A 13,681-nucleotide genomic window follows, 5' to 3' on the forward strand; every position below is an offset into this window, starting at 1 on the left:
CGGTACCGCCGAGGGCATGACGCCCTCGGCGACCGCGTACGGGGATGATTCTGGTGGTCAGAGGGTCAGCAGGATTTTCCCGGTCACCTTGCCGGAGTCCAGCAGCGTGTGGGCCTTGGCGGCGTCCTCGACCGGGAACCGTGCTCCGACAACAGGTTTCACCTTGCCCGCTGCGATCATCGGCCACGTGGTCGCGACGGTGTCTGCGACGATGGCGGCCTTGTCTTCCGAGTCGCGCCCCCGCAGCGCCGTCGCATGAATCGTTCCCCGCTTCGCGAGGAGTGCACCGAGGTTCACCTCGGCCTTCACCCCGCCCTGCATACCGATCACGACGAGCCGTCCGTCCTTCGCCAGTGCAGATACGTTGCTGCTCAGGTACTTTGCGCCGATGATGTCGAGGATGACGTCGGCGCCTCCATGCGACTTCGTCACCTCGAGGAAGTCCTCGTCGTGATAGTTGATGGTGATGTCGGCACCGAGGTCGCTGCACAGTTCGAGCTTGTCGGCCGAGCCCGCGGTGACGGCCACGGTCGCGCCCAGTTCTTTCGCCCACTGGATCGCATGGGTACCGATCCCGCTGGCACCGCCGTGCAACAACACCAACTCACCTGGCTGCAGATGAGCGGTTCGCTTGAGGTTCGAGAGCACCGTGCAGGCCACTTCGGGTAGCGCCGCGGCGTCCACCACGTCGACCCCATCCGGGACCGGCATCACGTGGCCCGCGGGCACCGTGACGTATTCGGCATAGCCGCCGCCGGCGAGCAAGGCGCACACTTGCTCTCCCGCAGACCAGGAGTCGACGTCGGGCCCGAGCTCGTCGACGGTTCCCGAGGCTTCCATACCGATGATGTCGCTGGCGCCCGGCGGGGGCGGATAGTTGCCCTGCCGCTGGAGCAGGTCGGCACGGTTCACGCCGGCGGCCGCAACCTTGATCAGAACTTCGCCGGGGCCGGGACGCGGCTTGTCCACTTCGGTGACCACCAGGTTCTCTGGTGGACCGAACTCTGTCACCGTGATCGCTCGCATTCTGCCCATGCTCCACTGATACCCCAGTTGTGACACTCTGTGTCGAATAGTGGCTTCAACCGGCAAGGTTGCGGGGAGTAACCTCAAAGTTTGTAAAACTTGATCGCCGACTGATGAGGACTATGACAGAGGACTCTGCTGTGCCGTGGCTCGACGACGCCGAACAGATCGCGTGGCGGTCTTTCATGAACGGCACTCAGCGCCTGTTCGACGCCATCAACGACTCACTCGTCGAAACGTCCGGACTGACGTTCGCCGATTACCGGATCCTGGTGCTGCTATCCGAGAACGACCAGTTGCGCATGAGTGCTCTCGCCGACGGCGCATTGAGCACGAAGAGCACCATCTCGCGGCGGGTCGCTCGGCTGGCCGAGGCCGGATTCGTCGAACGCCTGGCCAAAGACCACGACAAAGACGCCCGAAACAGGGTCTGCCGCATCACCCCCGCCGGCCGTGACAAGCTGCACGAAGCGGCAAAAGAGCATGTCGTCGCGGTGCGGACCTACCTGCTCGACCACCTCGACGACCACGAGCGTGAAGCCATGGGCACCACCTTCTCAAAGGTCGACAAGTGGCTGCGTGACAACCCGCAGACCCGCGTCAAGTAGTCTGCCTTTCGAAGGAAGCGTGGCAGAGCGGCCGAATGCACTCGCCTTGAAAGCGAGCGTGGGTGAAACCACCGGGGGTTCAAATCCCTCCGCTTCCGCCAACCCCCGATGATGGGTCGTTGTGGCGGCCCCCACCTGGCGTTTTGTTCGCCAGAAGGGCACATCATCGGGCAAGATGCGTGACATGTCATCTGACTTCGAGGTCCCGCCGGAGTCGCCGTTCGCGCTGCTCTCTGCTCAGGAGAAGCGTGCCTGGTTCGCGTACATGAAGCTCCAGCTCAGACTGCGCTATGAGATGAACCGACAACTCCAGGCCGACAATGCGATCTCGTTGGCCGACTTCGACGTCCTCGTCGCGCTGACCAGCGAGGCCGGTGGCCAGATGAGCGTCTCCGCCTTGTCGACACGGATTGGCTGGGAGCGCAGCAGGACGTCTCATCATGCGAAGCGGATGGCCGCCCGCGAACTCGTCGAGATGAGCAGATCGGAGCAAGATCGACGTGTCACCGAGGTCTCGCTGACCGAACACGGTTGGTCGACACTGCGGGACGCCTCGCCCGGCCACATCGGGCTGGTCCGTTCGTTGTTCTTCGAGGACTTGGACACCGATGAACTCGACACCCTGAGCAACACGATCGAAAAGATCTACGACACAGTGATCAAGAACGGCACCCTTCCGAGGCCCGTCGACCGTCCGTGATCGTTCCGCTTGACAACAGCGATCAGCCGTCGCACATTTAGGTGACTTATCACGTAATGCGAAGAGGAGACCTCGTGCCGTACACGATCGCCGAACTGATGGAAGCCAACCTGCTCGGGGTGTTCGGAGAACGAGATGACAGCAAACGCGAGGCGAAAGCTGCCGAAATCTACTCTTTTGAGGTCACTTTCGCCGATCCCGAGGGCGTGGCGACGGGCCGCGAGGCGTTGACCGCGAAAGCGAAAGAATTACTCGACGGCGCACCCGGTTTCGTCTTCTCCGCGGATGGACCGGTGCTCCAGACGCAGGATCTCGGTCACCTGGCATGGACATTCGGCCCGGCGGACGGGCCTCCGGTCGCGAGAGGCATCGACATCGCGATCGTCAAAGACGGTCAGATCGTCTCGCTCCACACGCTGCTCAAGTAACCCGCACCCCGGAGTTGGTGGGTCCTGGCGACGCTGACCTGGGCAAATGCTCGCCACAACCCACCAAGATCGGGGCTGGTCACCGTTTCGGCTTGCGTGGGCCTTTGCCGGGGATCTTCCCGGCGGCCTCTCTGGAAGCGCGCTTGGCAGCGGCCTTCTCTTTGGCCGACCGTTTCGGGGCAGGTTCGGACTGACCCCGCGACGACGTGGCCTTACGTCCGCGCACGATGCCGATGAACTCCTCGGCGAGCTCAGATGTCGGGGCCGGCCACAGCAGGCCCACCGATCCGGTCGGTGCGTCGGTCACCGGGCGATAGGCGAGATCCTTGCGATGGTGCAGCCGGGCCAGCGACTGCGGGACGAGTAGGAGGCCGGTGCCGGCTGCAACGAGTTCGATTGCGTCGCTGGTGGTTTCCGGTCGATGGTCCACCGCCGTTCCTGGGCGCTGCCCGACCACCAACGGTACGTCGAGTGGCCACAGGAGTTGCTCATCCGCCAGATCGCCGACGCCGATCTCATCGACCGCGGTGAAGACGTGGTCTTTCGGCACGACCACGACCGTCGTTTCCTGATAGAGCTCGATGGTGTGGTGCGGCCCCGGGTCGCGGTGACCAAGGGCATCGGGCAGCCGGGTGATCGCCATCTGTATCCGCCCGTCGCGAATGGCATCGGCGCATGCGGCGACGTCGATCGGCACCACTTCGAGGCGCACCCGCGGCAGGCGTTCACTCCAGATCCGGACCCATTTGCCGGGCGTCACGCCGGGCACGAATGCCAGCTGAAACGAGGTGGCATTGTCAGGCGCGGTCACGCCCACAGGCTACCGGCCGATAGTCTCGGCGTATGAGTTCGCAGTCGATGAAGCCGGCCACCGCCGCCAAGAAGCTGGACGTGTACCTGCCGGCGACGCCCGCCGAGTTCCAGGAGGGCGTCATCACCCGTGCCGAACTCGAAGCACTGCAGGCGGACCCGCCGGATTGGCTGCGTGATCTGCGCATCAACGGACCTCACCCGAAGAATCTGGTGGCGATGAAACTCGGGATCTCGAAGGGCGCGCTGGTGCGCCACGAGATCACCGAGGCGCTGACCACCGAGCAGATCAACAAACTTCTGTCCGAGATGCCCGAGTGGCTCGAAGCCGAGCGCGCCACCGCGGTCGAGGTCCGCGCCGAAGCGGCCGCCGAGAAGGCGGCACCTCCTGCCGACAGGCCACGGTCGCGCAAGCGACGATAGGTGTCCGAAATGGTGGGTTTTGGTGAGCCTGACCTGGGGGAACGCTCGTCAGAACCCACCACGATCGGGTCTAGAAGCTGGCCTCGACAGGGGCAGGCGGAAGGGTGACGACCTGGCCGGCGTAGCTCAGGCCCGCGCCGAAGCCGAGGAGCAGCGCGGTCTGGCCGCCTTTGGCCTTACCCGACACCAGCATCTCCTCGATGGCCAAGGGGATCGACGCCGCCGAGGTGTTTCCGGTGGTCTCGATGTCGTTGGCGACCGGAACATCGTCGGCCAGACCGAGGTTGGCTTTCATCAAGGTGTTGATGCGGGCGTTGGCCTGGTGGGGGATGAAGACCTCGATGTCGTCTTTCGACACCCCGGAGCGTTCGATCACACTCGACAGCGCCTTGGGCAGAGTGATTGCGGCCCAGCGGAATACGCGAGTTCCCTGCATCTCCACCACCATGCGTCCGACCGGCTCGGTCTCGGGATCCTTGGTCTGGAAGGCCTGGGCCCGGTCCATGTATTCGGGGATGTCGTAGTTCTGGGAGATCGCGTCGCTGTTCTCGCCGTCGCTGCCCCAGACGGTCGGTGAGATGCCGTTCTCCTCGCTCGGTCCGACGACCACGGCGCCGGCACCGTCGCCGAAGATGAAGGCGGTGTTGCGGTCGGTCGGTTCCATGACCACCGACATCGTCTCGACGCCGACGACGAGGACGTACTCGGCCGAGCCCGCGCGGATCATGTCGGTCGCCAATCCGAGCCCGTATCCGAATCCGCCGCAGCCCGACGCAACGTCGAACGCCGGGATGCCATTGATCCCGAGATCCAATGCGACCACCGGTCCGCCGTGCGGGATCTTCGTCTTCCAGCTGCCGGTGGCCAGGATGATCGCGCCGATCTGCTCGCGATCGATGCCGCTGTTCTTGATGGCCCGGTCGCCGGCGGCCACCGCCATCGATCGCGCGGTCTCGTCGCCGCTGATCCAGCGTCGGCTGCGGATGCCGCTGCGCTCGAAGATCCATTCATCGGAGGAGTCGAGCACTTCGCACACCTCGGCATTGGTGACGACCCGTTGCGGTCGGTAGGCGCCGATGCCGAGCATGGAGACGTTGTGGTGTCCCTTGGTTGTCGCAATGTTCATCGTTGTAGCCGACCCTTCGATCTGATCATCAGGTAATTCATCAGCCCAGCACGTTACGCCTGTGACGTTGTCGGACCCAGCAAGCGGTCGGCGCGGGGCACGACCACATCTGACTCGCGACGAGACAGTGCACTCTTGCCCACACATGCCACGTCGGTGGGCATCCCTGGCCGATATGGCGGGGCACCATTCGTTTTTCATGCGATTCACCGCACATGAACAGCGGCGGAGTGATTAAGTTATTGCGTGAAACACGTCTATCGCGGTCAAATTTTCCATATCTCCGGATCACCGAAAGTGACCGCGGCCCACGAGGCGCTCGTCTTCGTCGAGGACGGCGCACTCGTGGTCGACGAGAACGGCATCGTCGCCTGGTGTGGTGAGTTCTCCCAACTCCCAAGCGAACACGAGCACTCGTCTGTGGTGGACTACCGCCCGGGATTCATCCTTCCGGGCTTTGTCGACACCCATATCCACTTTCCGCAGACCTACGCAGGTGACTCCTACGGCGGCGGTCAGCTGCTGGAGTGGTTGGAGCGCTGCATCTTCCCGTCCGAATCGAAATTCAGCGATCCCGATTTCGGGTCGATGGCCGCGGTCGAGTTCACCAACCAGCGGGTGCGGGCCGGGACGACGGCCGCGATGGTCTTCGGTTCGGCGTTCCCGCACGCCCAAGACGCGCTGTTCGAAGAAACGAAGCGTCGCGGCTTGCGGCTCGTCAGCGGTCGCGGGATCCAAACCCGCGGACCGGGTTCGGCCGACCCTCTGATCACAAGTGAAGAGAAGGCCATCGAGCTGACTGCCGCCGAGGTCGACAAATGGCATGCCGCCGACACCGGTGACGTCGACACCGCCCTGCTGCATGTCGCGCTGGTGCCGCGGTTCTCCCTCTCGGTCACCCCGACAACGTTCGTGGCATTGGGGGAGCTGTACAAGGACCTGCGGTCCAAGGGCGTGTACGTGCACACCCACCTCAACGAGAACAACCGCCCCGGGACCGGCGAGGTCGACGCGACCAAGGACGATTACCAGGTCAATTCGTACCTCGACACCTACGACGGCAAGTTCCTGCCCGGCTCCAAGGTCGGCGGCGAGTCCCTGCTCGGGCCGCGCACGATCATGGCGCATTCCGTGCACTGCCAGGACGGCGAGCTGGCCCGCATGGCCGAGACGGGCACCTCGATCTCGCACTGCCCCGTCTCCCAGCTGTTTCTCGGTTCGGGCACCATGCCATGGCTGCGCACGGTGGCGTCGGGCGTCAACATCTCGCTCGGTACCGATCACGGCGGCGGCGACGAATGGCTCATCTCGCGGGTCGCGAATGATGCGTTCAAGCAGCACATCACCGAGCCCGGCGACGCGGGGGTGTCGATGCATCCAGCGGAGATGCTGTTCGTGTCCACCCTCGCCGGCGCGCGGGCACTCGACCAGGAGAACCGCTTCGGCAACTTCGACACCGGTAAGGAAGCCGATTTCATCGTCATCGACCCCGAGCAGTGGCCCGCGCTGAACAACGCCGTCAGGCATGGCGCCCGCGCCGACGATGCCGACATGGCCCGGGATCAGATCCTGTTCGCGCTTCTCATGCAGTTGCGGGAGGACGCCATCACCTCGGTGTATGTCCAGGGTCGCAAGATCGAGGACTGACATTCTCGATGCCCGATGAGCCGAGCGAGGCAACAGTTCTGGTCGCTTTTCATCCGGCACCCCGCGCTGACTTCGTGGCGTGGGTCGAGGAGGTCAGAACCGCGGTCGCGGAGGTGCGGGGTTTCCTGCACCTCGCGGCCGCCGAACACCTGCAGCAGGCGGTCTCGCTCTCGTTCACCGATGAAGAGGCGCTGCAGACCTGGCTGGATTCACCTGGCTGGTCCGCACTCCTCGCGTCGGGAGTTCGTAGGGGCATCCGTCGCGAGTTCAGCGACCTCGTCACCGTCGACGGCGAGGAGCCACCGATGGGCGTCGGCGTTTTCGTGCATCGGGTGGAACCGGCGAATCTCGCCGGGTTCACCGAGGCCCAGCGCAAGTTGATGAATCTCAGCGCGGTTGCACCGGGTTTCGAGTACTCCGTTCTCATCGGGCCGAGGCTTGCCGAACCGGGTATCGAGGAGTGGACTGCGGTGGTCAAGTTCCGCAACGACAGTCTGCTGGCGGGCTGGCGCGAATCACCGGCACGCGCCGAAGTGCTCGGCGAACTGCGTTCCAACCTCGAGCAGGAGTTCTCGGAGTCGTTCGAGACCAACTCGTTCGGCTCGATCGTCCGGGTCACCGATGGAAAGTCCGCGTCCACTCCCGAATGGAAGGTCGGGATGATGGTGCTGCTGGTGCTCTACCCGACGGTGATGATCCTGTCCCGCTTCATCGGACCGTCGTTCGACGAGTGGGGCGCCGAACCGTGGCTGTCGATGTGGATGAGTCAGATCCTGTCGGTGTCGTTGCTGACGTATCTGTTGATGCCGGCGGCCACCTGGGTGTTCGCGTTCTGGCTCGATCCCGAACGGGGCTCCTCGGTGAAGGTGTCGATTGCCGGCGCCGTGGTCGTCGCGGCCCTCTACGCCGCAACGCTGGCGATCTTTGCGTCTGTGCGGTGGCTGCAGTTCTGGGACTACGTCTGAGGCGGATGCCACCGGGTCGTTGCTCCCGGGGCGCGCCGGCAGCGGAGGTCAGTCGACCTCGGGGCCGGGTTCGTCGATGATCCGGTCCACGAGGTCTTCGGACAGCTTGTCATCGGGCGCGACTGCGACGGGGAACTCGGGCTGCTCTTCGAGCGGTACGTCGGGCTCTTCCTCGGCGATCTTCGCGTCGAGTGATTCGCCTTCGAGTTCCTCTCGGGGCGTGGTCCCGAAGCTGTCGGCCTCGCTCCAGTCCTCCGGTGGATCGACCACGTCGTCGTCCGCGCCGGTGCGCTGTTCGTCGGGGTCGAGGCTTTCGCTCGGGTTCAGGGTGTCGCCGGGGCCGTCTTCGATACTCATTGCCGCAGCGTGCCCGAATGGAATGCGCCCGAAACAACCCTCACGTGACGACCGCCTGTCGTGATGATCCGCCTGGGCGGCACGGCTTGTCTTTCGCCGGTGTCGGCAGTCACAGCCGGTGTGACAGTATGGGGGAGTCGGTTTAGACGAAGCCGCGCCCGCGCGCTGGCACATCTGGATGCTGAAGTGCTTTTGCACCGACGAAGTTAGGGGTCTTCCATGGCGCCGAATAAAAGAAAACCGAGTTCTGTCACCGATGTCACCGATGCCGCCGATCTCACCGGCGATGGCCTGACCATAGCCACAGTGGGGCATGGCGACATCTCGGTCCTCACGGTGTGGGGAAGCATTGACCTGCTGACCGTTCCTCAGCTGACGAAGTCTGTGGAGGACGCCGTATCCGCGCAGCCTGCAGGCCTCATCATCGATCTCACGTACACCGATTTCCTGTCCTCCGTCGGAATGTCCGCACTGGTACAGGCGCAGGAAACAATCGGAACAGACCGGCGGTTCGCCGTCGTTGCCGATGGCCCATCGACGGCGCGTCCGATCAAGTTGGTGGGATTGGACCGAACTCTGGCGTTGTACGCGACGATGGACTCGGCCCTGGCCGACATGACCGCCGCGGAACGGCCCGAGCATGAGGGTCGCGCCACCGCGTAGGCATGCAGTTGAAACGGTGAAAGGCGATGACGTGATCGAAGGCAGCAATGAAGGCATTCATCTGATCATCGCGAATCTTGTTCGAGACATGCATGATTCGTTGAGGAACAGCGATCTCGACGCAATTCTCGCCTCGATCACCGCCGGGGCCGTCGACTACGTCGACGGTGCCCAATATGCGGGGATCATCCTGGTCGACAAACGAAAGATGACGACTGAATCGGTGGCCGTCACCGATCCGATCGTCGAACTCCTCGATGCCATACAGACGCGCGTCGGCGAGGGCCCATGCCTCGAGGCGGCGTGGGAACATCAGACCGTGCGTCTCAACGACTTCGCCGAGGAGCCGCGCTGGCCCGCCTTTGTTGCGGAGACCCTTGCGCGGACGTCGGTGCTCTCGAGCTTGAGCTTCGAGCTCCACAGCAACGACAACACCCTCGGGGCGCTCAATCTCTTCTCCGAACACGCGAACGCGTTCTCGGCCGAGGCTGAAGAAGTGGGTCGGGTCTACGCCACGCACGCCGCGCTGGTCATGCAACGCGCACGCGAAAAAGAGCACTTCAACAGCGCTCTCGCCAGCCGAGATGTGATCGGGCAGGCCAAGGGCATCATCATGGAACGATTCGACATCGACAGCATCGCCGCGTTCGAACTGATGCGGAGGCTGTCGCAGGACACCAACACCCCGGTGGTGGAGTTGTCGAGGCAACTGGTGCGACGCGAGGATCAACCCGACAAGAAGTGAGTTGGGGAGTCCACGGTGCGGTCTGGCGGGTGACCGGTCGCCTGGAACACGACGCGGTGGCCGATGAGCACCGCATGATCAGCGAAGCGTTCGTAGTAACGGCCCAGCAAGGTCACATCGACTCCTGCGCCGATCCCGTGGTGCCAGGTCCGGTCGGTCAGCACGGTGAACAGGTGCTCGTGTAGCTCATCCATCGCGTCGTCGTCCACTTGCAGGCGGCGGGCATCGTCTACGTTCTGACTGGTCAGGACCGCGCTGGCGCTACCGGCCATGGCGACCGCGAGCGCACCCATGTCGGCGAAGTAGCCTTCGACCTCTGGTGGCAGGGCGTGCATCGGATGCCGGCGGCGTGCGACTTGGGCAACGTGCAGGGCAAGGGCGCCCATGCGATCGATATCGGCGACCACTTGAAACGTCGTGACGATGGAGCGGAGGTCACCAGCGACGGGCGCCTGGCGCGCGAGCAGATTGAACGCGCGCTCCTCCACCACCCCTGACATTCGTTGGATGTGGTCGTGATCGCTGATGACTTGTTCCGCCACAGCAAGATTCGCGGTCAGAAGTGCGTCTGTCGACCGTTCCATCGCGGTCCCGGAGCGTTCACACAGGCCGGCGAGCAGCGTGTTCAGCTCTGCCATCTGCGTGTAGTAAGCAGTCCGCATCGCTCAGCCGCGCCGCGTCGAGACAGTAATGGCGGTGGTCAAGACTGCTCCCTGGGTGGTGTGTACGTCTGCCGGTCAACGCGGGTTTACCCAGGACAGGGACCTTCTACACCTGGGGTGGGTATCGTCGAACGATGGCACTCGACGACGCGACCACGGCGCTGCTGGCCGAGTTGGCCAAGGAAGCCGGCCCTCCCATCCATGAACTCTCCCCTGAGGAAGCCCGCGCTGTCGGTGGCGCGCTGGCAGCTCTGAGCGGTCCCGGGCCCGATCTGCACGCTGTGCGCGAGGACACCGTCGCCGCTGACGACGGGTATTCGATTCCGGTGCGGGTCTTCATCCCGTCCGAGAACTTCAGCGGAGTCATGGTCTACTTCCACGGCGGCGGGTGGGTGATCGGCTCGGTGGCCCACTACGACACGCTGGCGCGAAAGCTCGCTGCCGAGACCAATTGCGTTGTGGTGCTGCCTGATTACCGGCTCGCTCCGGAGCATGCGTACCCGACGGCCGCCCGTGATGCCTGGGATGTGACGAACTGGACCGCGGCGAGTTGGCCGACCGAGCCGTTGATCGTCGCGGGCGACAGCGCGGGCGGCAATCTCGCCGCCGTGGTCGCCCAGCAGGCGGTGGCCCGGGGTGGACCTGCCATGGTCCTGCAGATCCTCTGTTACCCGGTGACCGATCACCGCCTCGACACCGTCAGCTACCTCGACCCCGCAAACCAACTACTGCTGGACCGCGACCTGATGATCTGGTTCTGGGACCAATACGCACCAGATCCGGCCACCAGAGCGAATCCGGATGCGTCTCCGCTGCACGGTGTCCTGGCGGGAACGCCGCGGGCTCTGGTGCTCCTCGCCGAGCATGATGTCCTGCGCGACGAGGGGGAGGCCTACGCCAGGGCGCTCGCCGACTCGGGAGTTCCGGTGACAATGACCATCTTTGACGGTCAGATGCACGGGTTCTTCCAATTGGTCAACGTGCTCCCGGGCGCGGAACTTGCGGTGCGCGCGGTCGGGAACGAGGTGCGTTCGGTGATCGGTGGGCCCGTGGTCGACATGCAGCCACCTCCCGGGTGATTTAAAGTAGGCCTGCAGCGAAACGCGTCCACAACTGACTCGATGTCGACACGCGTGTCGCGAGGAGTCACCCATGTCAACCTCATCCTTTGCTGTTCCCATCGTGGACATCTCGCCCTACGTCGGAGACGGTGGTGATGCGGCCCGCGCCGATGTCGCGGCACACATCGACACCGCCTGCTCGGAGGTCGGATTCATCCAGATCCTGGGCCACGGCATCGGTGAGAACGTTCTGGACGATTTCACCGTAGCCATGGACGATTTCTTCGCGCTACCGCTGGAGACGAAGAAGAACTACCGCACGCCGCCCCGGATCAACCGCGGATACGCTCCGCCGAAGACGGAGTCGTTGTCGCTGAGCCTGGGCATCGAATCAGCGAACCGGATGAACGACTTCTTCGAGGCATTCAACGTCGGTGTGCGCGCGGAGGACTATCCCGACCACGCCCTGCCGGCTGACGACTACGCCGAAAACCTCTGGCCTGCAGAGGTATCAGGCTTCCAGCCGGCAGTGGCGGGGTATTTCGCCGAGGCCGCCAGGGTGGCTCGCACGCTGACGCGCATCTTTGCAGACGCACTGGACCTCGGCCCACGGTACTTCGACGATTTCACCGACCACTCACTCGATGTGCTCAGGATGAACAACTACGCCTTGCCACCTGGCGAGATCGAGATCGACGGTGAGTTGACCGGGATGGGTGCGCACACCGACTACGGCATCGTCACGGTGCTCTGGGCCGATCAGGTCGCGGGTCTACAGGTCCTCGGACATGACGGCAGCTGGAACGATGTGTCGCCGGTCGATGGTGCCCTCCTGGTCAATCTCGGTGATCTGATGGCACGGTGGACGAATGAGCGGTGGATGTCGACCGTGCACCGGGTGAAGCCGCCCATCGTCGATGGCAGCATCAAACGGCGTAGGTCGGCAGCCTACTTTCACGACGGCAACATCGACGCGACGATCGCGACCCTGCCGTCGTGTGTGGGAGCGGGCAGCAAGTATCCACCTGTGACCGTCGCCGATCACATCGCCGGCAAACTGGCGGGATCCCGTGCAGGGGTGGCCAATTCCTCCGCGCAGCGCGAGGCTGAGCGGGTCAGGACCGCTGCCGCCGGCGCCTGAACGGTCAGAGCCATTCGCGGCGTTTGAAAACGAGGTACAGCGTCGTCACGGTCAGCACGATGATGATGGAACTGGTGATGAATCCACCGCTGTGGTCGAATCCCGGAAACGGGACATTCTGGCCATAGAAGCCGGTGACGGCGGTTGGCACCGCGATGATCGCCGCCCAACCGGTGAGTTTCTTCATCACCGTGTTGAGCCGGGCGTCCTGGAGGGACAGGTTCGTCTCGAACAGCGAGGTGATCATGTCTCGTAGCGATTCGGTCCACTCGGTCGCTCGCAGCACGTGGTCGTAGAGGTCGGTGAAGTTGGGGTCGAGTTCGCTGGGTGCCTTGTTCTCGAGACGACTGCGCTGAATCATCGACACCACTTCGCGCATGGGCATCACCACGCGGCGCAGCGCCACCAGATCCTTGCGGAGTTGGTAGGTGCGCTGCTGGAGTTCATTGCCCCTGCGTCTCTCGTCGAACAGCAGGCTTTCCAGATCCTCGATGCTGTCGTCAAGCTCTTGTACGGCGTCGAAGTGTCCGTCGACCACCACATCGAGCAGGCCGTGGGTCAGAGCGCCGACGCCGTGTTGCTGTCCGCCCATCTGATCCCAGCGCTCGATCACCTGGTTCATGTCGAACTCATCGGACAGACGGACGGTGATCAGCGCATTGTGCTTGATGAACATGGAGATCCGGTGCGTGTGGATTGCCTCGCCGCGCTGCAGCGAGTCGGCGTCGGTTTTCATCTCGACTGCGTACACGGTGACGAACTTGTGCGTCGGATACGACGTCGCCTTCACCCTTTCGGCGGCTGCCAGAGCGTCTTCTACGGCAAAGGTGTTCAAGTCGAGTTCAGAGGCGAGCTCGGTCAGTGCGTCGTGACTGGGATTGACCAGGTCAGCCCATACCAGGAGGTCGTTGTCGCCGATACAGTCGGAGACCATTCCGAGGTCGAACTCGTCCTGCAGTTCACCATGTCGCCAGATGCGGCCCTGCACGTTGTCGATCACCGTCCCATCGTGCCATCGGATGGGTTGGTGGGCCCTACCTCCTCGGGGAAGCGCACCGAAAGAATGATCCATAACATCGTGAGTTCACGGAACATTTGAGATGCAATCTGGAGAGATCCCCTCCATCGGAGTGGATTCGACGTTGATGGGACTCGAACTCGATCAGACCGGTGCCATGCAGGTGCCGCCCGCTGGATTTCCCGCCGGTTGGTACACCGGTGCCCCGTCCCCCGGTGAAGACGGCCCGGCTGTCATTGCCGGACACGTGGATTGGGACGGCGAGCCGGGTGTCTTCTTCTGATCGGAAGCGACTGAGGTT

16 protein-coding genes, 1 tRNA gene and 1 pseudogene are annotated in these 13,681 nt (G+C 63.7%); 12 read left to right on the forward strand and 6 right to left on the reverse strand.

Annotated elements, in window-relative coordinates; genetic code table 11:
* Positions 1-57: 57 nt before the first annotated feature.
* Positions 58-1,026 carry an NAD(P)H-quinone oxidoreductase gene (locus tag J3S28_RS15210; RefSeq protein ID WP_207841583.1) on the reverse strand — a complete coding sequence of 323 codons (969 nt, stop codon included), beginning with the start codon at positions 1,024-1,026 and terminating at the stop codon, positions 58-60.
* A 122-nt stretch (positions 1,027-1,148) separates the two neighbouring features.
* Between J3S28_RS15210 and J3S28_RS15215 the strand changes: the two genes are divergently transcribed.
* From J3S28_RS15215 to J3S28_RS15230, 4 genes are all read left to right on the forward strand, one after another.
* Positions 1,149-1,634: a MarR family winged helix-turn-helix transcriptional regulator gene (locus J3S28_RS15215; RefSeq protein WP_207841584.1), complete on the forward strand. Its 486-nt coding sequence runs from the start codon at positions 1,149-1,151 to the stop codon at positions 1,632-1,634.
* Between the two features lie 13 nt (positions 1,635-1,647).
* Positions 1,648-1,735 (forward strand) — tRNA-Ser (locus tag J3S28_RS15220).
* 83 nt (positions 1,736-1,818) lie between these two features.
* Positions 1,819-2,334 carry a MarR family winged helix-turn-helix transcriptional regulator gene (locus tag J3S28_RS15225; protein ID WP_207841585.1) on the forward strand — a complete coding sequence of 172 codons (516 nt, stop codon included), beginning with the start codon at positions 1,819-1,821 and terminating at the stop codon, positions 2,332-2,334.
* A 74-nt stretch (positions 2,335-2,408) separates the two neighbouring features.
* Complete coding sequence (locus J3S28_RS15230) at positions 2,409-2,762, forward strand: nuclear transport factor 2 family protein (RefSeq protein WP_307797158.1); 354 nt, start codon at positions 2,409-2,411, stop codon at positions 2,760-2,762.
* Between the two features lie 79 nt (positions 2,763-2,841).
* Here J3S28_RS15230 and J3S28_RS15235 read toward each other — a convergent pair whose 3' ends face one another.
* The gene (locus J3S28_RS15235; RefSeq protein ID WP_307797160.1) at positions 2,842-3,579 is read right to left on the reverse strand and encodes a LysR family transcriptional regulator substrate-binding protein; all 738 of its coding nucleotides are present in this window, start codon (positions 3,577-3,579) and stop codon (positions 2,842-2,844) included.
* A 41-nt stretch (positions 3,580-3,620) separates the two neighbouring features.
* Between J3S28_RS15235 and J3S28_RS15240 the strand changes: the two genes are divergently transcribed.
* Entirely contained in the window at positions 3,621-3,995 is a 375-nt protein-coding gene (locus J3S28_RS15240) for a DUF5997 family protein (protein ID WP_207841807.1), read from the forward strand.
* A gap of 70 nt (positions 3,996-4,065) precedes the next feature.
* Here the strand turns inward: J3S28_RS15240 and J3S28_RS15245 are convergent, their stop codons facing one another.
* Positions 4,066-5,121 (reverse strand): beta-ketoacyl-ACP synthase 3, encoded by a 1,056-nt coding sequence (locus tag J3S28_RS15245; protein ID WP_207841586.1) that lies wholly within the window; start codon positions 5,119-5,121, stop codon positions 4,066-4,068.
* A 246-nt stretch (positions 5,122-5,367) separates the two neighbouring features.
* Between J3S28_RS15245 and J3S28_RS15250 the strand changes: the two genes are divergently transcribed.
* Positions 5,368-6,768 carry a guanine deaminase gene (locus J3S28_RS15250; RefSeq protein WP_207841587.1) on the forward strand — a complete coding sequence of 467 codons (1,401 nt, stop codon included), beginning with the start codon at positions 5,368-5,370 and terminating at the stop codon, positions 6,766-6,768.
* 8 nt (positions 6,769-6,776) lie between these two features.
* The gene (locus J3S28_RS15255) at positions 6,777-7,733 is read left to right on the forward strand and encodes a putative antibiotic biosynthesis monooxygenase (protein ID WP_207841588.1); all 957 of its coding nucleotides are present in this window, start codon (positions 6,777-6,779) and stop codon (positions 7,731-7,733) included.
* Positions 7,734-7,802: 69 nt separating this feature from the next.
* On the opposite strand, the pseudogene J3S28_RS15260 reads toward J3S28_RS15255, so the two are convergent.
* Positions 7,803-8,090, reverse strand: a pseudogene (locus J3S28_RS15260) (hypothetical protein); the annotation flags it as partial.
* 219 nt (positions 8,091-8,309) lie between these two features.
* Here J3S28_RS15260 and J3S28_RS15265 point away from each other — a divergent pair.
* Positions 8,310-8,753, forward strand: coding sequence for an STAS domain-containing protein (locus tag J3S28_RS15265; RefSeq protein ID WP_207841590.1), 444 nt, complete (start codon positions 8,310-8,312; stop codon positions 8,751-8,753).
* A 16-nt stretch (positions 8,754-8,769) separates the two neighbouring features.
* Positions 8,770-9,498 carry a GAF and ANTAR domain-containing protein gene (locus J3S28_RS15270; protein WP_307797162.1) on the forward strand — a complete coding sequence of 243 codons (729 nt, stop codon included), beginning with the start codon at positions 8,770-8,772 and terminating at the stop codon, positions 9,496-9,498.
* Here J3S28_RS15270 and phoU read toward each other — a convergent pair.
* Positions 9,480-10,160, reverse strand: a complete 681-nt coding sequence (gene phoU / locus J3S28_RS15275; protein WP_207841592.1) for a phosphate signaling complex protein PhoU — start codon at positions 10,158-10,160, stop codon at positions 9,480-9,482. The two genes, J3S28_RS15270 and phoU, sit on opposite strands and share 19 nt — an antisense overlap.
* Before the next feature lie 134 nt (positions 10,161-10,294).
* Between phoU and J3S28_RS15280 the strand changes: the two genes are divergently transcribed.
* A complete protein-coding gene (locus J3S28_RS15280; RefSeq protein ID WP_207841593.1) occupies positions 10,295-11,239 on the forward strand; it encodes an alpha/beta hydrolase in 945 nt (314 codons plus the stop codon).
* Positions 11,240-11,312: 73 nt separating this feature from the next.
* Positions 11,313-12,362, forward strand: a complete 1,050-nt coding sequence (locus J3S28_RS15285) for an isopenicillin N synthase family dioxygenase (RefSeq protein WP_207841594.1) — start codon at positions 11,313-11,315, stop codon at positions 12,360-12,362.
* A 4-nt stretch (positions 12,363-12,366) separates the two neighbouring features.
* On the opposite strand, the gene J3S28_RS15290 is transcribed toward J3S28_RS15285, so the two are convergent.
* Positions 12,367-13,362 (reverse strand): magnesium transporter CorA family protein, encoded by a 996-nt coding sequence (locus J3S28_RS15290; RefSeq protein WP_307797164.1) that lies wholly within the window; start codon positions 13,360-13,362, stop codon positions 12,367-12,369.
* 100 nt (positions 13,363-13,462) lie between these two features.
* Here J3S28_RS15290 and J3S28_RS15295 point away from each other — a divergent pair, with 100 nt between their 5' ends.
* A complete protein-coding gene (locus tag J3S28_RS15295) occupies positions 13,463-13,663 on the forward strand; it encodes a sortase domain-containing protein (RefSeq protein WP_207841596.1) in 201 nt (66 codons plus the stop codon).
* Positions 13,664-13,681 lie beyond the last annotated feature (18 nt).

Origin of the sequence: Williamsia soli (assembly GCF_017377795.1) — a bacterium.
Lineage (GTDB): Bacteria > Actinomycetota > Actinomycetes > Mycobacteriales > Mycobacteriaceae > Williamsia > Williamsia soli.

Bases quoted from the DNA above. Each gene is read 5' to 3' on its own strand.
- J3S28_RS15240 (WP_207841807.1), top strand. From the start codon at position 3,621: ATGAAGCCGGCCACCGCCGCCAAGAAGCTGGACGTGTACCTGCCGGCG.
- J3S28_RS15225 (WP_207841585.1), top strand. From the start codon at position 1,819: ATGTCATCTGACTTCGAGGTCCCGCCGGAGTCGCCGTTCGCGCTGCTC.
- phoU (WP_207841592.1), bottom strand. From the start codon at position 10,160: ATGCGGACTGCTTACTACACGCAGATGGCAGAGCTGAACACGCTGCTC.
- J3S28_RS15215 (WP_207841584.1), top strand. From the start codon at position 1,149: ATGACAGAGGACTCTGCTGTGCCGTGGCTCGACGACGCCGAACAGATC.
- J3S28_RS15285 (WP_207841594.1), top strand. From the start codon at position 11,313: ATGTCAACCTCATCCTTTGCTGTTCCCATCGTGGACATCTCGCCCTAC.
- J3S28_RS15245 (WP_207841586.1), bottom strand. From the start codon at position 5,121: ATGAACATTGCGACAACCAAGGGACACCACAACGTCTCCATGCTCGGC.
- J3S28_RS15210 (WP_207841583.1), bottom strand. From the start codon at position 1,026: ATGCGAGCGATCACGGTGACAGAGTTCGGTCCACCAGAGAACCTGGTG.
- J3S28_RS15280 (WP_207841593.1), top strand. From the start codon at position 10,295: ATGGCACTCGACGACGCGACCACGGCGCTGCTGGCCGAGTTGGCCAAG.
- J3S28_RS15265 (WP_207841590.1), top strand. From the start codon at position 8,310: ATGGCGCCGAATAAAAGAAAACCGAGTTCTGTCACCGATGTCACCGAT.
- J3S28_RS15295 (WP_207841596.1), top strand. From the start codon at position 13,463: ATGCAATCTGGAGAGATCCCCTCCATCGGAGTGGATTCGACGTTGATG.
- J3S28_RS15255 (WP_207841588.1), top strand. From the start codon at position 6,777: ATGCCCGATGAGCCGAGCGAGGCAACAGTTCTGGTCGCTTTTCATCCG.